Raw genomic sequence first — 24,277 nt, forward strand, 5'->3', positions numbered from 1 at the left:
CAGCGCCCGATAGCGGTGTCCGCAGTGCAAAAAGCTGCTTACACGGCTAGGCTTGGGGGCTCAAGCGGGAATCTCTCGTGGATATAACTTTCCTTTTTCGCAAAAAGACTAGTGTCGCCTTGCCACTTTGGTCACAGACTTGTCCCTTTCGCTTTGCCCATACCATTCAATGCTTACCGCTCACCAGTCGCTAAAAGAGGTATTCCTCCCCGTCCTTGCCCAGGCTAGGGCCGATGTTGTCCTTTTCGATGTCCTTGAAGTACTTGTAGGTGCTGACTTTGAGTTCGTCGGTAGCTGCCTCGTCGCAGACGATCATGGACTTGTTGTGGAGCTGCAGGGCGCTGAGCGTCCACATGTGGGAGACGCCTCCTTCCACGGCCATGTGCAGGGCGCGGGATTTCTGGTGGCCGCTGACGATGATGACCACTTCCCTGGCGTCCATCACCGTGCCCACGCCGACGGTCAGGGCCAGTTTGGGCACTTGGTTGATGTCGTTGTCAAAAAATCTGGAGTTAACCATGCGGGTCTCGGTGTTCAGGGTTTTGACCCGGGTGCGGGAGCTGAGGGAGGAGCCGGGCTCGTTGAAGGCAATGTGGCCGTCTATCCCTATCCCGCCGAGGAAGAGGTCTATCCCGCCGACAGCCTTGATCTTTTCCTCATACTGCTGGCATTCCGCCTCGAGGTCCGGGGCGTTGCCGTCCAGGATGTGGATGTTTTCGGCGGGGATATCGATGTGGTTGAAAAGATGGGTATACATAAACGAGTGGTAGCTTTCCGGGTGGGACTCCGCGAGTGCCACGTATTCGTCCATGTTGAAAGTGATGACGTTTTTGAAAGATACCTTGCCCTTTTGGTTGAGCTTCACCAGCTCCCGGTACGTTCCTACCGGGGAGGAGCCGGTAGGGAGCCCCAGGACAAAGGGTTTTGTGCTCTTTTCCTGGTGGGCTTGGATCTTGCCGACGATGTAGTTTGCCACCCATTTGGAAAGCAAATCATAGTGTTCGTGAATGAGGAGTCTCATCGTGTGAGTGGTTTGATTGGATATTTGGGTCGCAATTTCAAAAAAAGTCCAGACCAGGCCTCGGCCTGAATCCATTCTTTTCCCCAGCTGCCTGAAACAATACCCCCTTTTTTGCCAATAGTACTAGCGGTGCCTGCCGGGATTCCGCATCCCTCCGGGCCGTGGGGGACAGATTTGTCCCGGCTTGAATGCTCGCGGTGAAAAAATCCCCATTCTTTCCGACCTTTGGCCCAGTCAAATCCCTTTTCCCTTGTCGACCAAAGTCCTATTCGTCACGCCGCCGTTTACCCAGCTCAACACGCCCTATCCGGCGACGGCCTACCTCAAAGGTTTCCTGAACACGCTCCAAGTGCCGTCCCGGCAGGCGGATCTGGGCATAGAGGCGATTCTGGCGCTTTTTTCCAAAAAAGGCCTGACGCAGGTTTTTGAAATCGCGGCGAAAAAGGCGGATGAGCTCTCCGACAACGCGGCGCGGATTCTCCGGATGAAAGCCTCCTACCTCCAGACCATCCGCTCGGTGATCGACTTCCTGCAGGACAAAAATCCCACCCTGGCCTACCATATTTCCGAAGGGGATTTTCTGCCCGAAGCAGGCCGATTCGAGCAATTGGACGATATGGACTGGGCCTTTGGTTCGCTGGGAGTGCGCGACAAGGCCCGGTATCTGGCCACGCTCTACCTGGAGGATATCGGCGACCTGATCACCGAGGCGGTGGATCCGCATTTCGGTTTTAGCCGCTACGCCGAGCGGCTGGGTATGTCCGCGCTGAGTTTTGACGAAATGGACGAGGCGCTCAGGCGGCCGCTCAGCCTGATCGATTCCCTGATGCTGGAGCTTTTGGAGGAAAAAATCCAGCGCTGGCAGCCGGAGTCGGTGGCATTTTCGGTGCCTTTTCCCGGCAATCTCTACGGTGCGCTCAAGTGCGGCCAATACCTGAAAAAAAACCACCCTGCCATCAAAGTATGGATGGGGGGCGGCTATCCCAACACCGAGCTTAGAAGCCTGAAAGATCCCCGTGTCTTCGACTACGTGGACTACATCACACTGGACGACGGGGAAGCTCCCGTACGTCTGCTCTTGGATCATTTGGAGGGGAAAGTCCCCTTGGAGGGACTGAAGAGGACTTTTGTCCGGACAGCGGGAGAGGTGAAATTCATCAACAACCCTGCGGTCAAAGACCTTCCCCAGCGTGAGGTGGGGACACCGGACTACGGGGACCTGCAGCTGCGGGACTACCTGTCGGTGATCGAGGTGGCCAATCCCATGCATAGGCTCTGGAGCGATGGGCGATGGAACAAGCTCACGCTTGCCCATGGCTGCTACTGGGGGAAGTGTACCTTTTGCGATATTTCCCTGGACTACATCGGGCGCTACGAGCCCATCAATGCCGCCATCCTTTGCGACCGCATCGAGGAGATCATGGCCCAGACCGGTACCAATGGCTTCCATTTTGTGGACGAAGCCGCGCCTCCCGCTTTGATGCGGGATCTTGCCATAGAGATTTTGAGGAGAGGCCTGGTGGTGGTCTGGTGGACCAATATCCGATTTGAGAGCAGCTTCACCGCAGACCTGTGCCGACTGCTGCGGGCTTCCGGATGCATTGCCGTGTCGGGAGGCTTGGAAGTGGCATCGGATCGGCTTTTGGCTCTGATCAAAAAGGGCGTGACCGTGGCGCAGGTGGCCCAGGTGACCAACCATTTTACCCAAGCGGGCATCATGGTGCATGCCTACCTCATGTACGGCTATCCGACGCAGACCGCCCAAGAGACGGTGGACTCCATGGAAATGGTCCGGCAGCTCTTCGAGGCGGGAGTCTTGCAGTCAGGCTTTTGGCATCGCTTCGCCATGACCGCCCACAGTCCGGTAGGCATGGATCCGGCCGCCTTCAGCGTGAAGCGCACCGATCTGGGACCGGGTGCTTTTGCAAACAACGAGCTGGACTACGAAGACCCCACCGGGGTTGACCATGCGCTCTTTTCCGAAGGTCTGCGAAAATCCCTCTTCAACTACATGCACGGCGTGGGATTTGAGATTCCGCTGCGGGACTGGTTTGACGTGAAGGTGCCTGCCACCTCCATCCCCAAAAAATACATCGAGCGGCAGATCCAGTCTGAGGCTGCTCCCGGCTATCGGGATCAAAACCGTGTTCTTTGGATCGGTGCACAGCCCGATTTGGTCGATGCCGAGGAGGGCTTTTGCGAGCTGGTTTTCTCGGGGAAAAAGGAGGATTTCGCCATCGAGCTTCCGCTGGAGCTGGGTGAGTGGGTGGCTTGGCTTTTGGCCACCACCAGCTACGAGCAAGCGCTGAATACCCTGAAGCCGATCCGGGAACGCTACGAGGAGGAATTGGGCGACTTTGGGGAACTGTTGGAGTCCGAGGTTTGGGATATCCTCAGGGAGCACGGCTTGCTGGTGTTTTGAGTCCAGGCCTTTTGGCCGGTGCCGGGGAAGTTGCTAGGCTTTGTGATGGGCAGTCAGACTTTCCCTTTTACCTTCTTAATTTTTCTAAATTCACTAGGCAGAAAAGCTATTTTCTGTAGCACCTTCCTTTCTGGTGCGTCTTTTGACCAGTATCATTCGCAACTAAACTGAGATCACTATGAAACGACTCCTGACTTTAACCCTGGCCCTCGCTCTGGCTTTCCCGATTTTTGCGCAGCAAACCCAGCAAATCCCCCTGATCGAGGTGGAAGGCTATGCAGAGCGCAAGACGGCTCCGGACGAGGCGATCTTCATGATTTCCCTGGAGGAAAAAGCCATGAAGGTCAATGACGCGGTCAATGTACTCAACAAAAAGGCCCAAAGCCTCGCCGATGCCCTCCGCAAGGGGAGGATCAAGGACTACAAGCTGGTGGCCGACAACTACGCCGTGGACGTCAATCGCATCTACCGCTCCGGTACCCAAAAGGACAGCGGCTACGTAGCCCGACAGAACCTGCGTATCGTGACCTCCGCGACCAACGAGGACCTGCACAAGATCTCCGACGCCATCCAAGGAGCAGGTGACATGAGCTACAACCTTAGCTTTGGAGTCTCCGAGGCCACCCGAAAATCCCTGGAAAACACGCTGCTGGCCGAGGCGCTGAAAGATGCGGAGGCACGGGCAAACCTCATCGGCAGCACGCTGAACTTGAAAGGCCTGCGGGTCTTCAATGTGACGATGGAGCAAAACTTCCGCCCTGTGCCGATGTACAACGCCAAAATGGCAATGGCCGAGTCGGCGGACATGGTCATCGAGACCGAGGAGCAGTCCCTGACCAAAAGAGTCTATGTGAAGTACACGTATTGAAAACGACAATCATGAGCAAGTTAGGAAGCCCGGGAGACCGGGCTTTTTTTATGATCTTCCGATTTCCCGCAAATTTTCACAGAGGGCAGCACGGATCCCTGACGAATCAACACCTTTCGGTTTTCTTGGATGGGGGATCTACCATCCGAGTTTTTTGTGTCGAGTAAGGGAGTCCAAGTTTGAATCGCTGCTGCCGGGGGACGGGTTGTTATTAGTTTAAGACGATCCTGAAAGTACTTCCCTTGCCGGGGCTGCTTTCCACGAGGATTTTTGCGCCTATGCTCTCGGCAAATTCCTGACAGAGCATCAGGCCGATGCCGGTGCCGGATTCGCCTTCGGTGCCTTTCTGCGATGCGACCCTGTCGGTGAAAAGCTTCGCGAGCATGGTGGGGGACATGCCCGCGCCGGTGTCCCGGATGAGGATCTCGTCGCGGCTGGGATAGGCGACGGTGATTTTTCCCTCCGAGGGAGTGAATTTGATGGCGTTCATCAGGATGTTTCTCAGGATGAAGCTGAGGCGCTCCCGGTCGGAGCTGATCCTGAGCCCAGCCTGACGATCGAGGCTGAGCGTTTGGTTTTTTTGCAGGATCTGGGGGAGCAGCAGGTCGATGTTTTCGGAGACCAGTTCGTCGAGGTCAAACTGGCTGGCCTGACCCTCCTCGGTACCCAGGTGGGATTTGGCCCACATGAGGAGATTGTTGAGCATGAGTGAGAGGGCGTTGGTCTCGCGGGCAATCAGGGGCATGACTTCGAAGAGTTCTTCTTCGGAAAGGATCTTTTTGTCCCAAAGCTGGATGATGCTGTGGAGGGAGGAGAAGGGCGCCCTGAGGTCATGGGAGATCACGGAGAAGATCTTGTCCCGAAACTTGCTGGCACGGCTGAGTTCGTGGTTGGTGGCGTTGAGACGGTCGGCCTGCTCCTGTATTTGCGCGTTTTGGCTCGTTGCCAGCAGGTGGGCGTCCTCCAGCTGCTGATGGGCGCGCTTGAGCTTTCCGTGGTTTTTTTTCTGTTGCCAATACAAGACTCCCAACACCAGCACCAAGACGGCGGTACCGGCCAGAAGCTCGTTTCTGCGCTGGATGGAGAGGTCCAGAAACTGCTGCTCATGGGTGAGCCGTTGATTTTCCAGCTCTTTCTTTTCGGTTTCGTACTGGACGAGCAGCTCCTCGCGGATCTTCTGGCGGCTGTCGTTGAAGACGGCTTCGTCAGCGTCCTTCTTGATGGAGAGGTATTCGTAGGCGGCTTTGTAGTCGTTTTGGCCCAGCGCGGCATCGACGAGATACTCGGCGGAGATGGAGATGTAGAAGTGCGAGCCGGCCTCCTTGGCGAGGGTATAGGCCTGTCGCGCGTAGTCTTTGACCTGGGCGTAGTCCTTTTGCTGGAGATGGTAGTTGGCCAGCTCGTGGAGGACTGAGATCTTGTTTTCCGTGTTTTGGTTGGCCTCGGCGATGGACAGCGCCCGCAGGAGGTATTCTTTGGCTTTGGTCTTGTCTTGGATGGTAAGCTGGGAGAGTTGGGTCAGTGTTTTCACCAGGCCGTTGTGGTCATTCAGTTCTTCCTTGATCCGCAGGGATTGCTGCACGTAGGTCAGCGCCTGTTCGTAGTCTTTTGGGTCTTCGGTGCGATTCCATCGGTCTTTGTAGTAGTTGCCGAGGTTGTTGTAGATCATGGATTGCCCTCTTAGGTGTTTGACGGCCAAGGCATAGCCAAGTGCCTTCTCGTACATCTCCGCCGCCCTGCCCATGTCGCCGTTGCGGTAGTAGACGTTTCCGATGTTGATGTTGGACTCCATGACGCCTGTGGAGTCTTGGAGTTTTTCCCGAATGGCCAAAGCCCGAAGATGGGTTTTCAGCGCCTCCTCGTACTCCGAGCGGATCAGAAGCGCCACGCCCATCACATTGTAGGCGTTGGACTGGATTTTTTCCTGCCCTGCGCGCTCTGCCAGCTCCAGCGACTGCTGGGCGTAGCGGATTGCCGTGTCCTGCTCAAAGCCATAGTAGTGCTTGGCAAGATCGAGGTACATGGCCGCTTTGGCGGAGTCGGATTCTGAGCGGGAAATTTGGTGGAGCAGACTGTCGGGAAAGGACAGGGGAGTCTGTAGACTTGTCCAGAGGACTAGCAAAAAAGCGAGCATTCGGTGTGGGAGGTTTTGCGCAGCGGGTGATGGCTAAATATGCATTCGAAAACGAAGAAATCCATGCAGGATTACACGGAATTCGATAGGATATTATGGCCGGAAAGCTGTTTTTCCAGAAGGTGGAGGAAGGAATGGTTCAGCAGGGTGTTTGTCCCGGACAGCGCTTAAGTCCGGGTGTCAGTAGGCGATAAAGCCAATGAAGCTCAAAATGCCCACGGCAAGTCCCAAGAGGAATATTTCATAGGCTTTTCGGACAAGCCGGTACTTGCGGTTCAGCACTTTTCCTTGGTAGTAGAGCGAGGTGGTCATTTGGTCCAGGATCTCGCCTTTGTTTTCCAGCATCTCATGGGTTTCGCTGAGGTAGTCCTCCAGGCTGAACTTGGAGCTTTCGGCAAAAAACAGGAGGCTGGATCTTGGTTTACCGTTGGGTCTTTTTTCCGTACCGATGATGGAGGGCTTGGCAGCCTGTACCGCCAGCATGGTGGAGGCTAGGATTACCGAGAGAAAAAGCAGCACCGGGCCTATGGTGAGCAGGGAGTCCAGTTGGATTCGATGGGAGACGGTGCCGTAGCCGAGTACCGCGATGGTGGAGGAGATGACCACAGAGTTGATCGTGATGATGATGTTGGCCTTGTTGTCGGCGATCTGGAGCAGGTTGCAGTTGTTTTTGAAAGCCACGCGGAAATAGGTTTGTTTTTCGCGCTGGCTTTTTTCCTTGCCTTTCTTATGTTCCGTGATTGGGGGTTCCATTGCTAGGGTATTTCCCATGAATTTAAGCAATTATTCACAGGATCGCTCAAAGTCTGTGCGGAGTCCCCCGGGAAGGGGGGAAACGGAGCGAAACGCCGATGGGTTTAGGCCGTTCGCGCGCCAGAGACCTCGCCAACGGCTTTGTTTTTACTCAAAACTTTTTGATTTTCAGGATTCCTGCTCTTTTAATTCTTTTTCTATGCTTCTACAATCCCCCGTTTGGTCAGTCTTTGGCCGCATTTCTTTTCGGATAGCCTTTGTCTATTTTCTGCTGTATTTCAATCCTCTCCAGTTTTTGGCGGTCATTCCTGGCCTGTATTGGCTGCCGGGAACCGCACTCTTGCCGCTGGATGCGTTGACTTTTTTTCTCAATGATCAGCTCTTCCACATCAGTCCCACGCTCAACCAAAACGGCGGTGGGAGCGGCGACACCAGTTTTGCTTGGGCGCAGGTGTTTACCATGCTGGCCCTCGCGGTGCTGGGAGGACTGGCATGGACTTTTTTCGGGAAAAAGCGAACCTCCTATCCCGTCTGGCAGCATGGACTTTGCGTGTTTCTCCGCTACAGCCTTGCCGGGATTTCCTTTTCCTACGGGATACTGAAGGTCTTTGCGATGCAGATGCACTTTCCCAACCTGAGCCAATTGGCCACGCCGCTGGGCGACTATCTGCCGATGCGTTTTTCCTGGATGTTCATCGGGTACAGCGGCCCTTATCAGATTTTTTCGGGGCTGGCCGAGGTGGCTGTGGCCCTGCTGCTGGTCTGGAGAAAAACCGCACTCCTGGGCGCGCTTTTGGCCGTGGGGGTTTTTGCCAATGTGGTGATGCTGAATTTCAGCTATGACATCCCCGTGAAGATCTACTCCCTGCATCTTTTGATTTTGAGTGTCTTCTTGGTCTGGCAGGAGCGGGAGCGCTTGTTTGCGTTTTTTGTGCAAAACAAGGCGGTATTGCCCTCCTCCCTGTATGAAAAGTCCTGGGCCAAAAAGTGGCAGAACTCGGGCAGACTGGTGCTCAAGGTCTTTTTTTTTCTTTCCAGTTTTGGCTACACGACCTACAATTACTACAACTATTACAGTCAATACCACGCGACCAAGGACCTGGTGATGGATCCGGTAGAGCCGGGGATTTATCATGTGGAGGTTTTTGTAAAAAACGGCGACACCATCCCGGAAAGCCTGGCCGACGCGCAGCGCTGGCGGGATGTGGTCTTTGACTACAACGGCTCCGGCAGCATCGCCGCCAATGATTCCAGTCTGAGGATGCGCTACGGCCGGGCTTATTTTGTCTACCAGCCGGACAGCCTGGGCGAGCGGATCGAATGGAGAAACTACAGCGCAGAGAGCCATCCGGTCGCCAGTTTTGACATGGATCTCTCCGAAAAGGGAAAGATGATCCTCAGGGGTGCGAAAGGCGATGACTCCCTGCAGGTGGTCTTGCGAAAGCTTGACCGTCACTTTCCTTTGACCGAGCGGCAGTTTCACTGGATCAGCGAGTCGAATCGATAGCGCTGATTTTTTGGGCTATTGCCCCGACAGAAAAGCTTTCAGCAGGCTGCGCAGGTGCTCGGGAGCCTGGTCGGTGTCATAGTGGTGGGTTCTGGTTTTTTGCAGAGGCGGGAAAAACCGCTGGATAAATTCATGCTGGTGGATGATCAGCGTGGGCTTGCCCAGCGCCATGGCCACAGCCAGTTCCAGCACAGCATTGGGATTGAGCAGGGTGATGTCCGCGACGACAAAGTGGGCCGCGGTGAGGTCCTTCCAGATCGCGGCCATGATCTCCGGATCGAGGCTGTCGTAGCCGACTCGATAGGCCAGGTTCATCTCCCCGCACACCGATCTGATGGTATGCTCGGTGGCTTTGCTCCAGGGCCGAAATGCGGTCACGTGGAAAAGCTGCCGCTGGCCGGCCTGCTTGGGGTAGACCCCTGCAAATGGGGGCTGAAAAGCGAGGTGATTGCCACCAGGGATCAGCTTGAGCAGCGATTTGCCCACCAGCTTGAGCAAGGTCGCGTCGTGGACATTCGCGTCGATAGCCTGAAGGAGGTCTTGGGTTTTGTCCTCTGGCAGGCTTGAGGCGATGGTTTTGAGGTAGTCGGCAGAGTGGGGGAGGAGGTTGTCTTTGGATATCCTGGGCTTGCCGTAGGTAGCGACCTGGATGGCCTCGATCAGCCGGTGCACATCGTCTTCGTCTTCCTGCAGTCGGCAGGGATGGATGTCGATGTCAAAAGGTGCAGTCTGCCCCGCTTTCAAAATCACGACCATGGGTTTTCCCAAAGCCAAAGCCCAGCCACACTCAAATGCCGCAAGGGCTGTCTGGGAAGCGTGCTGCAGGGCGGTGTTTTCGGCCTCGGTGTGTTTCCATTCCTTCGGATCGGAAAGCGCGGGGTCAAAGCCGCTGAAGTCAAAGATGGCAAGGCCGGATTCACGGAGCTGGATCCAGCGGTCGTCCAGGCTGGTAGTGTTCGATTTTTGGGTGGCCAGTTGCAGGCCGCAGTCCCTGCAGGACTTTTCCAAAATGCCTCGGACGGCTGGCGCTCCGCTGAAAAAGACCTGGTTGACGTGCAGGATCACCTCGTGGGCCGGAAGGGAGCTGGGTGAAAAATAGAGCAGTTTTCGCCGCTCAAACCGCCCGATGTCGTAGGCAATCTGCCGCAGGCCAAACTGCTGATGCTGTATCAGCTGTGGGAGCGTGTAGGCCGACCGAAGTAGGTTCATGATGTCTTCCCGAGCCGCTTGGATGCGCTCCGCTTCTTTTTTGTCTTCCCCCTGGAGGTTTTCGTCGAGATTCGCCATTCGGATCGCCAGCTGGGGGAAAAGCTCCAAAAACTGTCTGATCATCCGGTTGTCCTCAAACCCGGGAGCGATGGGCAGCAGGTGCGCGGCCCCTATGAATCGCTGGGTGCTTTCTCCGAAATTTTCCATGGCGAGGTCCTGCTGCCATTCGGGATCGTCCAGCTGGTCCATGAAAGCGGTGATTTGGGAGTAAAACTGCTGAATCTGTGGGTAAAACGGCCGCATTTCCTCCGGTACCTGTTTTTCGATCGTCCGCAGCAGGGTGGGGATGAACATCCGGAACAGCTCCGCGATCAGCCGAAGCTCGTCTTCGGACAGGCTCCCCAGCTTGAGTGTGAGCAGGGTAAACTGGTTGAAAAAACGGGTGAGCGCTGCCGATACCGAACGGCCGCCTGCCAGCTGTCGATCCAGTTCGGCAATATTCGCTTCCATCTCCTTCTTGATTTCCTCGGCGGTGGGCGGGTCGGGCGCTTGCTCGACGTAGTCTTTCATGGCGAGCAAGCCTTGGATGACCTCGTCCAGCAGTTCGTTGGTTTCGGCGTTTGCGTATTGACGGGAGCAGTCGACCAGCTCCCCCACAAATGCGATGTATCCGTCGAAGTCCATGGATTCGTCGTCCAGCCTTTTTCTGACCAACGCGATAGCCTCGTACATCGCGTGTTCGGAAAAACCGTCTTTTTCCATCCTGGCCCGATAGTTTTGGATGATTTCCGGGGTATCCAGTTCGGTGTCTGGTTGCTGGATTTCGGGGGATTTGGTTTGCAGAGAGGCCAGGTAGGTCTGGATCGCCGCCACGTGTTCGGCTCCCATTTTCTCCAAAAGAGGAACATGCTCCGGGTCAAAATAGAGCACCAAAGCGATCAGTATATTGAAACAGTAGGCATGTGCCTCTTCGGTGAGCGTTGGCTTCAGGTTTTCCAATTCCTGCGTTGCCATCGTCCAATACTCAGGATCAAAACCCTCGTCCTGAAACTGGATAAAGCAGCGGGCCAGCAGCTGCTCGGCGGTACTTTTCCCCTCGTGGTCTTCCGGATAGGCCTCCGTAAACTGGATCAGAATCTGGAGGCTGTGCAGCTGAAGGATCAGGTTTTGGAAAAGGGCGTCATTCGATTCGCTGGAGGCATAGTCCCAGTCCGACAGGGTTTGGAAGGACTCGCTGAGCGTAGCCAAGGCCGCTTCGTAGTCCTGCTCGCGGATCTTGGCAGAGACTTCCTGCAAAAACTGGTGGCAACGCAAGCCCATGGAGTCAGGCGCATAGAGGCGCTGGTAGGCTTCCTGGATCTCTTTTCGCAGACCCAATACCTCCGCTTCCTGCGGATACTCAAGGTAGTTTCTCAGGTACAAAGCCGTCAGTTCGAGGAAGGCTAGCTGGAGCTGGAGCCGGTCTTGGCGGGTACGCACCCCGTAGTTGCCGAGATAGGAGATGGACTGGACCAGCAGCGGCTCGTGCTCAGGCAGGGAAAAATCCACCTGGCGGACTTGGGTTAAAAACTCATCGAGGGGCATCGGCTGGTCCATCCCCTAAGATACTACAAACCTTTCAGGTAGGGGGAAACTGATGTGGTAATGCTTTCTATGAGCTCTTCATCCATATATCGGTAGTCGTCAGGTATTTCGAGAACCACTATTTTTTTATGGGAGGTCTCAAGGGGAAACTTTTGGACGAGTCGTTGCTTATGTTTTTTCTCCATCGCAAAAACCACATCGGCCCATTCAATCAGCTTTGCGTTGACTTTGGTCTTGGCGGAAGGTTCGGTGCCGGCGGATTTCGCAGTGATTCCTTGCCGGTTTTTATATATGGCTTCGGCTGTTGGGCTTCTCCATAGATTCCTGCTACATACAAAAAGCAAATTCACGTTAGCTCGATTAATGTTAGTAGAGGTTTATTTGCTCTTCCATTCCATCACTTCCATCTCGCTGAGCTCCGGGCCACCGCCGCGGTTGGCGGAGCCAGCTTGGACGTAGATCTTTCCGTCCAGATACGCCACTCCGGTGCCGTGTCGGCCTTGGAGTAGGTTGGGCAGCTTGCTCCAGGTATGGCTGCGGGTGTCGAGGACTTCCACTTCGGCATGGGCCGGGACTTGTACGCCGCTTTCCCCGTTCATTACGATGAGGTAAGGGCCGATTCCCAGGTTGGAGTTGCCCGCGCGCTCGGTAGGGATGCCGGCATCGATGGTCGTCCAGGTGCCAGTCTTGAAGTCGTAGTAGTCCACTTCCTTGATCGTGGTGTCGATCACCCGGTTGTTTTTTGCATTGGAGGTTCTGCCTCCCGCGAGGTAGAGCCGGTCGCCGACCATGGCCGCGCTCACGTGGTCTCTGGCTCTAGGAGCATCGGGGAGGGTGGTCCACTTGCCGGTCTTTGGGTCCAGCTCGTCAAACCAAGCCACGAATCCATCCCAGTGTCCGTCCTGTATGCCGCAGACCACATAGATCTTGTCCTTGCGGACAAAGACCCCAGCGGAGCCGCGCAATCTGTTTTCGGGAAGCTTGGGACCATCTCTCCAAGTCTTGGTTTTGGGGTTGAAAATCAACGCATTTGCAATCGGTGTCTCATGGGGATAGCCGCCCGTCAGCGCGCCGATAACCCAGATTTCCCCCTGATAGCTGACCGCCTGGAAGTGGCTGATCTCCATGGGAGCGTCGGCTACCTTCGTCCAGGTATTGGTTTTGGGATTGTATTCCTCGACCGGCCTTTTGCCACGTCCACCTAGGGAATAAAGCTTGCCCTCGCATGCTACAAAGGAATTTTCATGGCGCGGAGTGGCTTCGGTCTTCGGCGTGACGACAGTCCACGACTCCTGGGCGTGGAGTTGGAGGATGAAGAAGAAAAGGAGTGCAGTCAGGATGGGTTTCATGATTTCGGATTTCAGATTGGGGATTTCGGTTGGCGCATTACCGAAAAATTTCGAATTTCAGATAGAAGTCGCGTCTCAAAGGTTTTCAATATCGCAAACGCTGAATTTGCATGAAAGAGCAACTGAAAATTCGCTTTAAAAAATTCGCCTTGAGCGTCATATCACTTTGCGAGTCCCTGCCCAAGAGGAATTCAACTTTTACGCTTAGTAACCAGATTATTAGATCTTCGACTTCAATGGGAGCGAACTATAGATCAGCGTTAAGAGGACGTTCTGCCGCTGAATTTCTTGCAAAGCTGGGAATAGTGGAAGAGGAGTCGGACGAGACCTTGTATTGGTTGGAGTTGATTTCCGAGTCGTCTTTGGCGAAACCCGAAGTAGTGGAGCCGCTTTGGAAAGAGTGCAATGAGCTGTTATCCATCGTGGTAGCTACGATCAATACCACCCGGAGGAATCAAAAAGCTTCAAAATAGCAGTCTAACGTTGGTATTTGTGATTTGCTCCGAAATCAGAAATCAAAAATCCGACATTGGATCAGTCAATATCGTTGGACACCATATCAAAGGTGTCCCGAGTCACATGCTTGAAATTCCACTTCAGCGCCAAGGTAGGTCCGTAGTACACGTCAAATTGATGGCCATTGCTGCGAAGCTGCATTTGCGCGATGATCCCCGCGAGGACATGCAGGTTTTTGGTGACGCCGGCGCTGTAGTACACAGATTGTCTGAGGATGTCAAACCTGTTTTCGGCATAATCCTTAGATGGAAACTTAAACATGACCTCGGTGTAGTAGGAAATGTTGGCCGATTTGAAAATCGGGTTTTCGCCCTGCCGCAAGTAATGGTTTACCCCAAATCTGCCCCGTAGTCGTGGGATGGTGCGTTGTATTCCGTTCTGATCTTCAAAGAACTTAGTCTCGAAACGTACCTGTTCAAAAAGGCTTCCCTTGGGCAGATTTTGCATGTAGGTTCCCATCAAAATCAGTCTCCGCTCCAGGATTTCGGGATTGCCAGCCTCCTCGATTTCATACTTCTTGTTTCTCGCATAGCCCACGTAAAACTTCATGTGCTTGAACCCAGAGTAAACCAGCCAGGGCCGGATCACGAAGCGCTGCACGTAGGCAAATGGGTTGGAGTTGGTGTAGGCGCCTTGGGTGACGAGCTGCATATCTACTTGCCCGGAGAGCTTCCATTTGTCCGCCAGCGGAAAGGCGACATCTATTTCCCCGATGGAGGCAGGGATGAATCCCAACTGATAGCTGGGCTCGGACTGGGCCGCCAACCTCTGGGGAAGGATGGTAAGGGTCAGTGGGAAAATGAGGAGGGCAAACCACTGCGCCAGGTTTGGGATGCCCTTTTTTACAAGCTCGACCATGGAAAAGTCTGTTTGAAAGTCGGAAAAAAGAAAGGAATGGATCAGTATGCCCAATAAGCAAATCTAATCCATTCCATCAAAAAACTCGTTTCGACTGGCTATTTACCCAGATCCAAAATATCCCGGATTTTGTTGATTTCGGCCATTTTGTCGAAGAGTGCGGGGCTATCCTCAGAGGCGATTTTTTCACGGAAAGCTTGGAGGTTGGCGATGTAGCCGTCCAGGGCAGCGAGGATGTTTTCCTTGTTTTCGGTGAAAATGGGTGCCCACATGGCAGGGCTCGACTTGGCCAGACGCACCGTTGAGGCAAAACCCGATCCGGCCATGTCAAAAATGTTTTTCTCATCAGCCATCTTCTGCAGCACCGTCTCTCCCAGCATAAAGGAGGAAATGTGGGAAAGGTGGGAGACAAAAGCCAGGTGCCGGTCGTGCTCCTCAGGATCCATGAAGCGCAGCTTCAGGTTCAGCGCGTCAAAGAGTTTGTAGGCCTTTTCCTTGAGATGTAGGTCGGTTTTTTCCAGCTCGCAGACGATCATCACCTTGCGGTCGAGCAGCTCGGCAAAGGCCGCCTTGGGTCCTGAGTACTCCGTGCCGGCAATGGGGTGTGCGGCAAGGTATTGCTTGCGCTTGGGGTGCTCCGCGATGAGCTGGCAGAGCTTGGCCTTGGTGGAGCCGAGGTCAAATACGAGGGAGTTTTCATCCACCTGATCCAGAGTTTGGAGCAAAAGATCTCCCAGGGTGTCGGCCGGAGTAGCCAAGATGACCAGATCCGTGTCCGCGTCCGGAGTTTCTTTTGCCTCAGTGATAATGCCCAGCGTCAGGGCATCCTTCAGGTGTTGGGGATTGGAGTCGAAGCCGCTGATGGCCAGCTCGGGGAATTTTTGTCTGGCACCCAGGCCAAATGAACCTCCCAAAAGTCCCAGTCCTATGATGTGTATTTTTTTCATTTCAGCTTAGGGTTTGATACGGTTGATAGCCTCCAGGATTTTGAATTCGGGCATGCAGAGCGAAAAGCGTACGTAGTCTTTGCCTGCCGAACCGAAGATCTTACCCGGAGTGATAAAGATGTTTTTTTCGTACAGCAGCCAGTCCACCAGCTCCTCGGCGGCTTTGCCTTCCGGCATTTTGCACCAAACGAAAAGTCCGGTGGCCTTGGGATCATAGCTCAGTCCCAGCTTTTCGGCCAGCTTCCAGATCAGTTTTCTGCGGCTGGTGTAGATTTCGTTTTGCTCCGCAAACCAGCTTTGACCCAGGCTGAGTGCGGCGATGGCACCCTTTTGCAAGCCGAGAAACATGCCCGAGTCCATGTTGGACTTGACTTTCAATACGGCTTCGACCCAGTCGGCCCTGCCGCAGAGCATGCCGATTCGCCAGCCAGGCATGTTGAAGGTTTTGCTAAGCGAATTAAGCTCCAGCGCGACCTCTTTTCCGCCAGGCAAGCCGAGTATGCTCAGTGGCTCCTCGTTGAGGATGTGGCTGTAGGGGTTGTCGTTGATGAGGACGAGCTGGTGGCGCTGCGCAAAGGCGATGAGCTCGGCGAGGATTTCCCGTGATCCCGCTACGCCGGTGGGCATGTGGGGATAGTTGATCCACATCAGCTTCACGCGGCTGAGATCGGTTTTTTCCAGTTCCTCCAGCATTGGCCGGCCTTTTTTCTCCAGGTCAATTTCGTAGAAAACAGGCTCCGCTTCTAGCAGTCGTGTCACGGAGGTATAGGTCGGGTAGCCCGGATTGGGCACCAAGACCTGGTCGCCGGGATTCAAAAAAGCCGTGCTGATATGCAGGATTCCCTCTTTGGAACCCATGAGCGGCAGGATTTCCTTGCTCGGATTGAGGTCGACGCCATATTCTCTGGAGTAGAATCCCGCCATGGCGGCACGCAGCTCGGGAATCCCCTGATAGCTCTGGTAGCCGTGGGCGTGGGGATTTTGGGCGGTGTTTTTCAGCGCTTCGATCACCGTTTTGTCCGGTGCGAGATCTGGAGAGCCGATGCCCAGGTTGATCACGGGCTTTCCCTCGGAGACCATCTGGCCCACCTCGCGGAGTTTGGCAGAGAAGTAGTATTCTTCTACCGTATTGATTCGGTTGGCAAATCCCTTCATTTTTTGCTGCTTTTGTATTCGCCAAATATTTTCAAGTCTCCAAAGTCGCCGGTGATCAGGTCCATGGCTTCGCGAAACTGGTTGTAATCACGGAATTCCGCATCGATGAAGAAGGCGTATTCCCAGGGTTTTTCGATCACGGGGATGGATTGGATCTTGCTCAGGTTGAGGTTTTTGTCTGCAAGCATCGTGAGCAGCTTGGCCAGGCCTCCCGCCTGATTTTTGATCGTCACTTTGAAAGAGGCCTTGTTGGGAAGGATCTTGGTCTGGACTTTCTCTTTTTGCAGGATGATGAAGCGGGTATAGTTTTCCTTCACCGTCTGGATGTCCGGCGCCACGATCTCCAGTCCGTAGATCTCGGCCGCGATCACACTGGCGATGGCCGCCGTACCCTTCAGCTGTCCCTCGGCGATGCGCTGGGCCACGAGGGCGGTGTCCACGTCGTCGTATTGGGTGATGTGTGGGTGCTTCGCAAAGAAGGTCTTGCACTGCAGCAGGGCCATTGGATGGGAGCGGACTTCGGTGATCTCTTCGATGGTTTGTCCCGGCAAAGCCATCAGCTGATGGGCGATGGGCAGGTAGTATTCGTCCCGTATATAAAGCCCGTAGCGATCGATCAGGTCGTAGTTGGGCAGGATGGCACCGGCGATGGAGTTTTCGATGGCCATCACGCCAAAGTCAGCCTCTCCGGTTGCGACGGTCTTGGCCACCGGCTCAAAGGTGTTGAAAGGCAGAATCTCACAGCCTTCGCCGAAGTTTCTGAGCGCCACCTGATGGTGGAAAGATCCGGGCACGCCCTGGATGGCAATCTTCAGGCTCATGCAGTTTCCGGTTTTTCGGTGGAGATTCCTATCAGTTCGCAATGCTTCCAAAAGCTCGGGTAGGACTTGTTGACCACTTCCGGATCCTCGATGAGCACTTCGGTTTTGGTAAGTAGAGGCATGAAAGCCATGGCCATGCGGTGGTCGTCGTAGGTGTGGATCTGCACCTTGGAAGGCATCGTCACCGATGGGATGACCTGGTACACTTCCGGCTCGATCTCGCGCAGCTCGGCGTTGAATTTGGCCAGCTCCTGCTGCAGGGCGTAGATTCGGTCGGTTTCCTTGATTTTGAGGCTTTCCAGTCCGGTGAAAATGGCATCCTGTCCCAAGATCGCGCAGGTCACCGCCACGGTCTGAGCCAAGTCAGGGCAGTGGGTGAAATCCCACTTTTTCAATCCTTTGACCGGCTGCTTTTTCAGCAACACGCCGCCCTTCTCGAAGGTGGATTTTATGCCGAGAAACTCCATGATCTCCACGATCGCGGAGTCGCCTTGGAGGCTGTTTTCCTTCAAGCCTTCCAAAAACAAGGCTCCCTCGTCCGCGCAGGCCAGGAGGCTAAACCAGTAGCTGGCGCCAGACCAGTCGCTTTCCACAGCGAAAGCGGTAGGCTGATAAGCTTGGTGCGCCACCCGGATTTTGTTGTCCTCCCAGCTGTACTCGATGCCAAACTGAGTCATCAGCTCCAGGGTCATCTCGATATAGGTGCGGCTGCCCACTTTGCCTTCAAGCTCGATTTCCAGGCCCTGGGGCAAGATCGGAGCGATCATCAGCATGGCGGAAATGTACTGGCTGGAGACGTCTCCGCGGATCTTGACCTTGTCTGTAAGCTGCTCAGGCAGGCCGTGGATGGCCAGGGGAGGATAGCCCTCCGCATTGAGGTAATGGATCTCCGCGCCTATGGAGCGCAGCGCGTCCACGAGGATGCCGATGGGGCGCTCGCACATGCGGGCCGTGCCGGTCATGACCTTTTTCTGGTTGGTCACGGTGGCATAGGCCGTCAAAAAACGCATGGTCGTGCCCGCGTCCAGCACGTCAAAGACCGGCGGGCTGCTCTTCAGCAGGCGGATCATGGTCTGGGTATCACGGGCCTCGGCGAGGTTGCTGAGGGTGTTTTCTCCCTCAGTCAGCGCATCGATGACCAGGGCGCGGTTGGATTCGCTCTTGGAGGAGGGAAGCGGAATACGGCTGGGGGCAAATTCGCTTTTTTGGCTGAGGCGAAGTAGGGTCATGGTTTGAGTAGTCAGGGCTTAGGCCGTTTTGAGATTGTGATAGTAGAGGATGGCCTCGCGGATTTCTTCGCGGGTGACCGGAATGTTGTAGGTGCAGTCGCCGATGGAGTTCAGCAGGGAAAACAGCACGGTGCTGCCCTCGTTTTTCTTGTCTTGCAGGCAAAGGTCGAGGATGGGGTCGAGCTCTTCGGGGGAAAAGTCCACTTTCCCATAGATCTGAAACAGGGTTTTGCTGAGCAGGTCCAGCTCTTCAAAGCTGAATCCGACTTTTTGGAAGGAAAGGAATCCTTCGCAGATCATCCCCAGTGCAATGGCCTCGCCGTGGAGGAGATGGCCCTCCGTGTCCAGAAAGTAGGACTCGAAGGCATGGCCGATGGTGTGTCCGAAGTTCAGGATCTTGCGAAGTCCGGCTTCTTTGGGGTCGGCCGTGACCACGGCGTTTTTGATTGCGACCGAGTGGTAGATGAGTTTTTCCCAGTCTTGGCTTTCCCAGCTTTCGGACTTCAGTTCTAGGAAATAGGCTTTGTCCCGGATCAGCCCGTGCTTGAGTATTTCCGCATAGCCGGAGCGAAGTTCGGCCTGGGGAAGTGTCCCGAGAAATTCTTGGGCAATGAGGACCGTCTCGGGTTCATTGAACACGCCGAGGTGGTTTTTCAGTCCCTGGAAGTCTATGCCCAGTTTTCCGCCCACGCTGGCATCCACTTGGGAAAGCAGGGTGGTGGGCATGTTGATGAAGCGTATGCCCCTTTTGTAGATGCTCGCGCAAAATCCCCCCATGTCGGTGACGACGCCACCTCCTATGTTCAGCATCAGGGCTTTTCTGTCCAGTGCTGCCTCGGTCATTTTCTCCCAGATCAGGGAGCAGGTCTGCAGGTTTTTGTTGATTTCCCCAGCCGGAACGCTGATGAAAACCGTGTCCTCGGGCAAGGCCTGGGAGATCTTGGGAAGGCAATGGGTTTGCGTGTTGCTGTCGGTCAGGACGACCAGTCTGGAAAAAGAGAGCGAGGCTAAAATCTCCGTAAGCGTCTGCTCTGCCTCGGAGGTGAAAATGACAGGATCCAAGGGGCTGGGGGGTTATCGGTGTAGGCTAAAGGTAAGGAAAGCAGTCTCCAGAAGGGACTGCTTTCCCGGTATGAGAGCAGATTTATTTCTTCAAAGCTTCTCCTTCGCGCAGTTGCTTTTCCTGGCGCTTCACAGATTCCTCATGGATGCAATAAAGCAACTCCTTCATAAACTTCTCGCTCAGGTGCTTGGCCACGCCCTTTTGGGTGCGGCTCTCCATCACGTCCTTCCAGCGGTCAGACTGAAATACAGACAGGTGATGCTCCCGCTTGTGCGCGCCGATCTGGTCGATCACCGCGAATCTTTCCTGCAGGATGTCCAGCAGCTGGTCATCCAGGTGGTCTACCGCTCTTCTCAGATCCTGGAGTTTCTCGTCAGGCTTCATTGCTTCCAGGGATTCCTTGAAGTCGATGGAGCTGATCATTTCCTTCAGTCGGGCAGGAGTCACTTGCTGCTTGGCATCAGACCAAGCCTTGTCTGGATCGTGGTGGGTCTCGATCATGAGGCCGTCCAGTCCGAAGTTCATCGCGCTTTGCGCCACTTCAAGGAGTCCGTCTCTACGGCCGACGATGTGGGAAGGGTCGTTGATGACTTCCATTCCTGTCCACTGACGCTTCAGGTGGATAGGCATAGACCAGTTCGGCTTGTTTCTGAAGCGCTTGTCGTAGGCGTCTGAGAAGCCTCTGTGGATCGCGGCTAGCTTTTCGATGCCCACGGCATACATTCTTTCCAAAGCGCCCATCCAGAGTTCCAGGTCGGGGTTCATGGGATTTTTGATCATCACGGGGATGTCCACACCGCGAAGTGCCTCGGCGATTTCCTGTACGGCGAATGGGTTGACAGTGGTACGGGCACCGATCCACAGCACATCCACCTTGTGTTTCAAAGCCAGCTCTACGTGTGAGGCGTTGCCCACTTCGGTAGTGATGGGGATATTGAGGTGGTGGCGAACGATCTCCATCCACTTGAGGCCTTCCTCACCCACGCCTTCGAAAGATCCAGGTCTGGTTCTTGGCTTCCAGATACCGGCTCTGAAGAGCTGGGGTACCATGTTTTCCTCTTTCATTTCCTTGCAGATCTGCTCGATCTGCTCTGGCGTCTCCGCGGAGCAAGGTCCAGCGATGATCAGCGGGGTAGTGAGTCCCAATCCCCAATCTTTGATTTGTTTGTGCGGCTTCATAGTTCTGAGCGTTTGAAATGAAAAAAGCCCGACTCTTTCGAATCGGGCTTTTTGTGTTTTATTTTCTTTTAGTTTTTGGCTAGGCAATACACAGCTCCGATTCGATTTTGGCTTCGAAAGTAAAAGTAAAAGAAGGTAAAATAGATCGCTGCTGTGATTAACATGCCCCAAATGTAGGCGGAGGCCATTTAAAAACAAAATTAATTTTTCAGATGCTTTATTGACTATTTGACAATCAAGTATGGGTTTCATTGATTTTTTTCTAAATCGGTAAAAATTTTTCCCTGATTCAAAATAATATTCTGAATATCTGTTTGATCTGTTTTTTATGTTCTGGAAAAAATATTTTCCTGTATTTACATTTTTTCTTTTCGGCTATCCATAAAATGAAAATTGGCGACACGGTTCTTCGCCGGAAGGCGAACCCTTGGGCTGGTATTTTTCCCGGGATAGGCGCCTCATTCGCCCGCTTGCCTGCGGCGGCGGCAATCCGGAGCTTTTCCGGACCGCTTCCGCCTGACAATCCGCCTGCTTAAGCTGTTTTTTTTGATATCTTTGCAGCCTTAAAACAGCGCTATGTCTGTAAAACCCCAAATATCTTTCGAGAATCTAGAAGTGGCCTTTGCTTCCAAAACCGATGCAGAGCTCCGGAAAATGTATGTGATCTTTGCCACGCTAAACAACAACCTGATCTCTGACCTCGGCATAGGGCTGGCCAATTTGGCCTTTAAGCTCAAGCTCCCGGTGAAGGGAATCATGAAGCGGACCATGTTTGGTCACTTCTGCGGAGGCGAGACCATCGCGGAGAGCATCCAAGCCAGCAAGCGACTGGCCCAGTATGGGGTGGGGTCGCTGTTGGACTACTCCGTGGAGGGCAAAGGGGATGAGGCGTCCTTTGACAGGACCTGTGAGGAGATCTACCAGACCTTGGTCGAGTCGGCCAAGACCGACCACATGCCCTTTGGGGTATTTAAGGTGACGGGCTTGGGAGATTACCACATCATGGAGAAGATGCAGGCCGGGGAAAAGCTGAGCGCCGCTGAGGAGCAGGCTTTTGCGCGGACCAAGGCACGGGTGGAGCGGCTTTGTAAAGCCGCCCATGACCTGGGCATCAAGATCCTGTCGGATGCGGAGGAGAGCTGGTTTCAGGACGTGATCGACGACCTGACCTATGACATGATGGAGAAGTACAACCGGGAGCGCTGTGTGGTGTACAACACCTACCAGATGTATCGCCACGATGCCTTGGGCCGACTGCGGCAGTCCCAGGAAGTAGCTGCCCAAAAAGGCTATCTGCTAGGGGCTAAGCCCGTGCGGGGAGCCTATATGGAAAAGGAGCGGGAGCGGGCCGAGGAGCTAGGCTACACCGATCCCATCCAGCCCAATAAGGAGGCGACCGATCGGGACTACGATGCGGCGATTGGGTTTTGTGTGGAAAACGGCGTGCATGTCGTATGCGCCACGCACAATGAAGCCAGTACGCGCAAGCTGACCGAGCTGATGAATATCCATGGCATCTCCCCAACCGATGAGCGCGTGTATTTTGCGCAGCTCTACGGCATGAGCGAAAACATCTCCTTCAACCTCGCCGATGCGGGATATAACGTGGCCAAATACATGCCCTACGGCCCGGTCGAAAAGGTGATGCCCTATCTGACGCGCCGGGCGGCTGAAAACACCTCCATCGCGGGGCAGAGCAGTCGGGAGTTTGATCTGATCCGAAGGGAGATGAAGAGAAGGAAAGGCAAGGGGTAGTGTGCAGTGTTCAGTGCGCAGTAAGCAGTTTTCAGTGGGCAGTTGGACGTCATTGCGAGCGACGCAGGAGCGCGGCAATCTTTTGTCTTAGTTTCCATGCGCAGCGTAGTAAAAAGTACGTGGTCGGCAGCGAGCCAAATTTTAAATATCGAATCTCAAATCTCAAATCTATATAATGCAACTTCTTAGCGAACAGGAAATCGAACGCAGAAAAGACCGGGAAGAGCTCATGGCCCTGGGGATCAATCCCTATCCGGCGGAGGCTTTCCCCATCAATGTCACTGCGGAGGACATTCACCGAAATTACGAAAACAGGAAGACAGACTATAAGGACATCTCCATCGCCGGAAGGCTGATGAGCCGCAGGATCATGGGGTCGGCATCTTTTGCCGAGATCCAGGACTCCACGGGTATCCTGCAGATCTATGTGCGCAGGGATGACATCTGCCCCGACGAGGACAAGACCCTCTACAACACCGTTTTCAAGAAGTTGCTCGGCTTGGGGGATTTTGTAGGGGTAAGAGGCTACATCTTCACCACCCAGACCGGTGAGATTTCCCTGCACGTGACCGAATTGAAGATTCTGTCCAAGGCGGTAAAACCCCTGCCGGTGGTGAAGCGTGACGAGGAAGGCAATGTGTATGATGGCTTCACCGATCCCGAGCTTCGCTATCGCCAGCGCTACGTGGACTTGACGGTGAACCCCGAGGTAAAAAAGACTTTTGTCACCCGTTCCCGCATTATTTCCCAGATGCGTCGCTACTTTGACGACCATGGCTGGCTGGAAGTGGAGACTCCCATCCTGCAAGCCGTGCACGGCGGCGCGGCGGCGCGTCCTTTCCATACGCACCACAACACGCTGGACATGCCGCTCTACCTGCGCATCGCCAACGAGCTTTATCTGAAGAGATTGATTGTCGGTGGCTTTGATGGGGTCTATGAGTTTGGGAAAATGTTCCGAAACGAAGGCATGGACCGCACCCACAATCCGGAGTTTACCTCCATGGAGATCTATGTGGCCTACAAGGACTACATCTGGATGATGGAGATGGTGGAGGAGCTCATCGAGCAAGTCACCGAGGCGATCCACGGCAAGACCAAGATCAAAGTGGGTGGAAACGAGATCGAATTTGCAGGGCCGTATAGAAGGCTGAGCATGTACGACTCGATCAAGGAATACGCCGGCATCGACGTGAGCGAGATGGACGAGGAAGGTCTGCGCAAGGTATGTGCCGACATGGGAATCCAAGTGGATGCGACGATGGGCAAAGGCAAGCTGGTGGATGAGATTTTTGGAGAAAAAGTGGAGGCCAACCTGATCCAGCCGACCTACATCACAGACTATCCGATTGAGATGACTCCCTTGGCCAAAAAGCACCGAAGCAAGCCAGGATTGGTGGAGCGCTTTGAGTTGTTCGTCAATGGAAAGGAGATCGCAAACGCCTACTCTGAGCTGAACGATCCGATTGATCAGCGTGAGCGTTTTGAGGATCAACTGAAGCTGGCCGAAAGAGGTGATGACGAGGCCATGGCCATGGACGAGGATTTCCTTCGCGCCTTGGAGTATGGTATGCCTCCAACTTCCGGTTTGGGAATCGGGATCGACCGACTCACCATGCTCATGACCAACAATACCACGATTCAGGAAGTGTTGTTCTTCCCTCAGATGAGACCGGAGAAAAAGGCCGTCGAGCTGACCGAAGAGGAAAAGCTGGTGCTGGAGCTTTTGAAAAAAGAGCATCCGATCGAGCTGGCCAAGCTGAAAGGCCAAGCCGGACTCAGCGGCAAGAAGTGGGATGTGGCCATGAAAGGCCTGGCCCAAAAGGAGCTCGCCAAAGTCCAAAAAGACGGAGACCTATTGACGGTACAGTTGCTTTGATGAAAAGCTGAATAAAAAAAAAACCGGG

General features: G+C 54.3%; 19 protein-coding genes. 6 read left to right on the plus strand and 13 right to left on the minus strand.

Features of this window, described 5'->3' with window-relative positions; genetic code table 11:
• Positions 1-190 precede the first annotated feature (190 nt).
• Positions 191-1,021: a glucosamine-6-phosphate deaminase gene (gene nagB, locus J0A68_RS16025; protein WP_206579243.1), complete on the minus strand. Its 831-nt coding sequence runs from the start codon at positions 1,019-1,021 to the stop codon at positions 191-193.
• 250 nt (positions 1,022-1,271) lie between these two features.
• Between nagB and J0A68_RS16030 the strand changes: the two genes are divergently transcribed.
• The gene (locus J0A68_RS16030; RefSeq protein ID WP_206579244.1) at positions 1,272-3,443 is read left to right on the plus strand and encodes a B12-binding domain-containing radical SAM protein; all 2,172 of its coding nucleotides are present in this window, start codon (positions 1,272-1,274) and stop codon (positions 3,441-3,443) included.
• Positions 3,444-3,621: 178 nt separating this feature from the next.
• Positions 3,622-4,311: an SIMPL domain-containing protein gene (locus J0A68_RS16035; protein ID WP_206579245.1), complete on the plus strand. Its 690-nt coding sequence runs from the start codon at positions 3,622-3,624 to the stop codon at positions 4,309-4,311.
• 211 nt (positions 4,312-4,522) lie between these two features.
• Here the strand turns inward: J0A68_RS16035 and J0A68_RS16040 are convergent, their stop codons facing one another.
• Together J0A68_RS16040 and J0A68_RS16045 are read right to left on the minus strand one after the other, a co-directional pair.
• Positions 4,523-6,445 carry an ATP-binding protein gene (locus J0A68_RS16040; protein WP_206579246.1) on the minus strand — a complete coding sequence of 641 codons (1,923 nt, stop codon included), beginning with the start codon at positions 6,443-6,445 and terminating at the stop codon, positions 4,523-4,525.
• 180 nt (positions 6,446-6,625) lie between these two features.
• Positions 6,626-7,198: a Pycsar system effector family protein gene (locus J0A68_RS16045; protein ID WP_206579247.1), complete on the minus strand. Its 573-nt coding sequence runs from the start codon at positions 7,196-7,198 to the stop codon at positions 6,626-6,628.
• A 199-nt stretch (positions 7,199-7,397) separates the two neighbouring features.
• Between J0A68_RS16045 and J0A68_RS16050 the strand changes: the two genes are divergently transcribed.
• Positions 7,398-8,705, plus strand: coding sequence for a hypothetical protein (locus J0A68_RS16050; RefSeq protein WP_206579248.1), 1,308 nt, complete (start codon positions 7,398-7,400; stop codon positions 8,703-8,705).
• A 15-nt stretch (positions 8,706-8,720) separates the two neighbouring features.
• On the opposite strand, the gene J0A68_RS16055 is transcribed toward J0A68_RS16050, so the two are convergent.
• The 3 genes from J0A68_RS16055 to J0A68_RS16065 are packed head-to-tail and all read right to left on the minus strand — an operon-like array spanning position 8,721 to position 12,847.
• The gene (locus J0A68_RS16055; protein WP_206579249.1) at positions 8,721-11,510 is read right to left on the minus strand and encodes a hypothetical protein; all 2,790 of its coding nucleotides are present in this window, start codon (positions 11,508-11,510) and stop codon (positions 8,721-8,723) included.
• Between the two features lie 11 nt (positions 11,511-11,521).
• Entirely contained in the window at positions 11,522-11,848 is a 327-nt protein-coding gene (locus J0A68_RS16060; RefSeq protein WP_206579250.1) for a low molecular weight protein tyrosine phosphatase family protein, read from the minus strand.
• 27 nt (positions 11,849-11,875) lie between these two features.
• Complete coding sequence (locus tag J0A68_RS16065; protein ID WP_206579251.1) at positions 11,876-12,847, minus strand: Kelch repeat-containing protein; 972 nt, start codon at positions 12,845-12,847, stop codon at positions 11,876-11,878.
• Between the two features lie 110 nt (positions 12,848-12,957).
• Between J0A68_RS16065 and J0A68_RS16070 the strand changes: the two genes are divergently transcribed.
• Positions 12,958-13,320: a four helix bundle protein gene (locus J0A68_RS16070; RefSeq protein WP_206579252.1), complete on the plus strand. Its 363-nt coding sequence runs from the start codon at positions 12,958-12,960 to the stop codon at positions 13,318-13,320.
• A gap of 61 nt (positions 13,321-13,381) precedes the next feature.
• On the opposite strand, the gene J0A68_RS16075 is transcribed toward J0A68_RS16070, so the two are convergent.
• The 7 genes from J0A68_RS16075 to J0A68_RS16105 form a co-directional block, all read right to left on the minus strand.
• Positions 13,382-14,221: a DUF2490 domain-containing protein gene (locus J0A68_RS16075; RefSeq protein ID WP_206579253.1), complete on the minus strand. Its 840-nt coding sequence runs from the start codon at positions 14,219-14,221 to the stop codon at positions 13,382-13,384.
• Positions 14,222-14,319: 98 nt separating this feature from the next.
• Positions 14,320-15,168, minus strand: a complete 849-nt coding sequence (locus tag J0A68_RS16080) for a prephenate dehydrogenase (RefSeq protein ID WP_206579254.1) — start codon at positions 15,166-15,168, stop codon at positions 14,320-14,322.
• Between the two features lie 6 nt (positions 15,169-15,174).
• Positions 15,175-16,323, minus strand: a complete 1,149-nt coding sequence (locus J0A68_RS16085) for a pyridoxal phosphate-dependent aminotransferase (RefSeq protein ID WP_206579255.1) — start codon at positions 16,321-16,323, stop codon at positions 15,175-15,177.
• Entirely contained in the window at positions 16,320-17,144 is an 825-nt protein-coding gene (locus J0A68_RS16090) for a prephenate dehydratase (protein ID WP_206579256.1), read from the minus strand. The genes J0A68_RS16085 and J0A68_RS16090 overlap by 4 nt, the downstream gene beginning before the upstream one ends.
• Positions 17,141-18,373, minus strand: a complete 1,233-nt coding sequence (locus tag J0A68_RS16095; RefSeq protein WP_206579257.1) for a 3-phosphoshikimate 1-carboxyvinyltransferase — start codon at positions 18,371-18,373, stop codon at positions 17,141-17,143. The genes J0A68_RS16090 and J0A68_RS16095 overlap by 4 nt, the downstream gene beginning before the upstream one ends.
• An 18-nt stretch (positions 18,374-18,391) precedes the next feature.
• A complete protein-coding gene (aroB, locus tag J0A68_RS16100) occupies positions 18,392-19,435 on the minus strand; it encodes a 3-dehydroquinate synthase (RefSeq protein WP_206579258.1) in 1,044 nt (347 codons plus the stop codon).
• A gap of 82 nt (positions 19,436-19,517) precedes the next feature.
• Positions 19,518-20,615: a chorismate mutase gene (locus J0A68_RS16105; protein ID WP_206579259.1), complete on the minus strand. Its 1,098-nt coding sequence runs from the start codon at positions 20,613-20,615 to the stop codon at positions 19,518-19,520.
• 576 nt (positions 20,616-21,191) lie between these two features.
• Between J0A68_RS16105 and J0A68_RS16110 the strand changes: the two genes are divergently transcribed.
• Both J0A68_RS16110 and lysS read left to right on the plus strand, forming a co-directional pair.
• Positions 21,192-22,370, plus strand: a complete 1,179-nt coding sequence (locus J0A68_RS16110) for a proline dehydrogenase family protein (RefSeq protein ID WP_206579260.1) — start codon at positions 21,192-21,194, stop codon at positions 22,368-22,370.
• Positions 22,371-22,545: 175 nt separating this feature from the next.
• Positions 22,546-24,249 (plus strand): lysine--tRNA ligase, encoded by a 1,704-nt coding sequence (gene lysS / locus J0A68_RS16115; RefSeq protein ID WP_206579261.1) that lies wholly within the window; start codon positions 22,546-22,548, stop codon positions 24,247-24,249.
• Positions 24,250-24,277: the final 28 nt, after the last annotated feature.

The organism is Algoriphagus oliviformis, assembly GCF_017254915.1.
GTDB classification, from domain to species: Bacteria; Bacteroidota; Bacteroidia; order Cytophagales; family Cyclobacteriaceae; genus Algoriphagus; species Algoriphagus oliviformis.

Bases quoted from the DNA above. Each gene is read 5' to 3' on its own strand.
- lysS (WP_206579261.1), top strand. From the start codon at position 22,546: ATGCAACTTCTTAGCGAACAGGAAATCGAACGCAGAAAAGACCGGGAA.
- nagB (WP_206579243.1), bottom strand. From the start codon at position 1,021: ATGAGACTCCTCATTCACGAACACTATGATTTGCTTTCCAAATGGGTG.
- J0A68_RS16075 (WP_206579253.1), bottom strand. From the start codon at position 14,221: ATGGTCGAGCTTGTAAAAAAGGGCATCCCAAACCTGGCGCAGTGGTTT.
- J0A68_RS16045 (WP_206579247.1), bottom strand. From the start codon at position 7,198: ATGGAACCCCCAATCACGGAACATAAGAAAGGCAAGGAAAAAAGCCAG.
- J0A68_RS16105 (WP_206579259.1), bottom strand. From the start codon at position 20,615: ATGAAGCCGCACAAACAAATCAAAGATTGGGGATTGGGACTCACTACC.
- J0A68_RS16110 (WP_206579260.1), top strand. From the start codon at position 21,192: ATGTCTGTAAAACCCCAAATATCTTTCGAGAATCTAGAAGTGGCCTTT.
- J0A68_RS16085 (WP_206579255.1), bottom strand. From the start codon at position 16,323: ATGAAGGGATTTGCCAACCGAATCAATACGGTAGAAGAATACTACTTC.
- J0A68_RS16055 (WP_206579249.1), bottom strand. From the start codon at position 11,510: ATGGACCAGCCGATGCCCCTCGATGAGTTTTTAACCCAAGTCCGCCAG.
- J0A68_RS16065 (WP_206579251.1), bottom strand. From the start codon at position 12,847: ATGAAACCCATCCTGACTGCACTCCTTTTCTTCTTCATCCTCCAACTC.
- J0A68_RS16080 (WP_206579254.1), bottom strand. From the start codon at position 15,168: ATGAAAAAAATACACATCATAGGACTGGGACTTTTGGGAGGTTCATTT.
- J0A68_RS16095 (WP_206579257.1), bottom strand. From the start codon at position 18,373: ATGACCCTACTTCGCCTCAGCCAAAAAAGCGAATTTGCCCCCAGCCGT.
- J0A68_RS16050 (WP_206579248.1), top strand. From the start codon at position 7,398: ATGCTTCTACAATCCCCCGTTTGGTCAGTCTTTGGCCGCATTTCTTTT.
- J0A68_RS16090 (WP_206579256.1), bottom strand. From the start codon at position 17,144: ATGAGCCTGAAGATTGCCATCCAGGGCGTGCCCGGATCTTTCCACCAT.
- J0A68_RS16035 (WP_206579245.1), top strand. From the start codon at position 3,622: ATGAAACGACTCCTGACTTTAACCCTGGCCCTCGCTCTGGCTTTCCCG.
- J0A68_RS16070 (WP_206579252.1), top strand. From the start codon at position 12,958: ATGAAAGAGCAACTGAAAATTCGCTTTAAAAAATTCGCCTTGAGCGTC.
- J0A68_RS16040 (WP_206579246.1), bottom strand. From the start codon at position 6,445: ATGCTCGCTTTTTTGCTAGTCCTCTGGACAAGTCTACAGACTCCCCTG.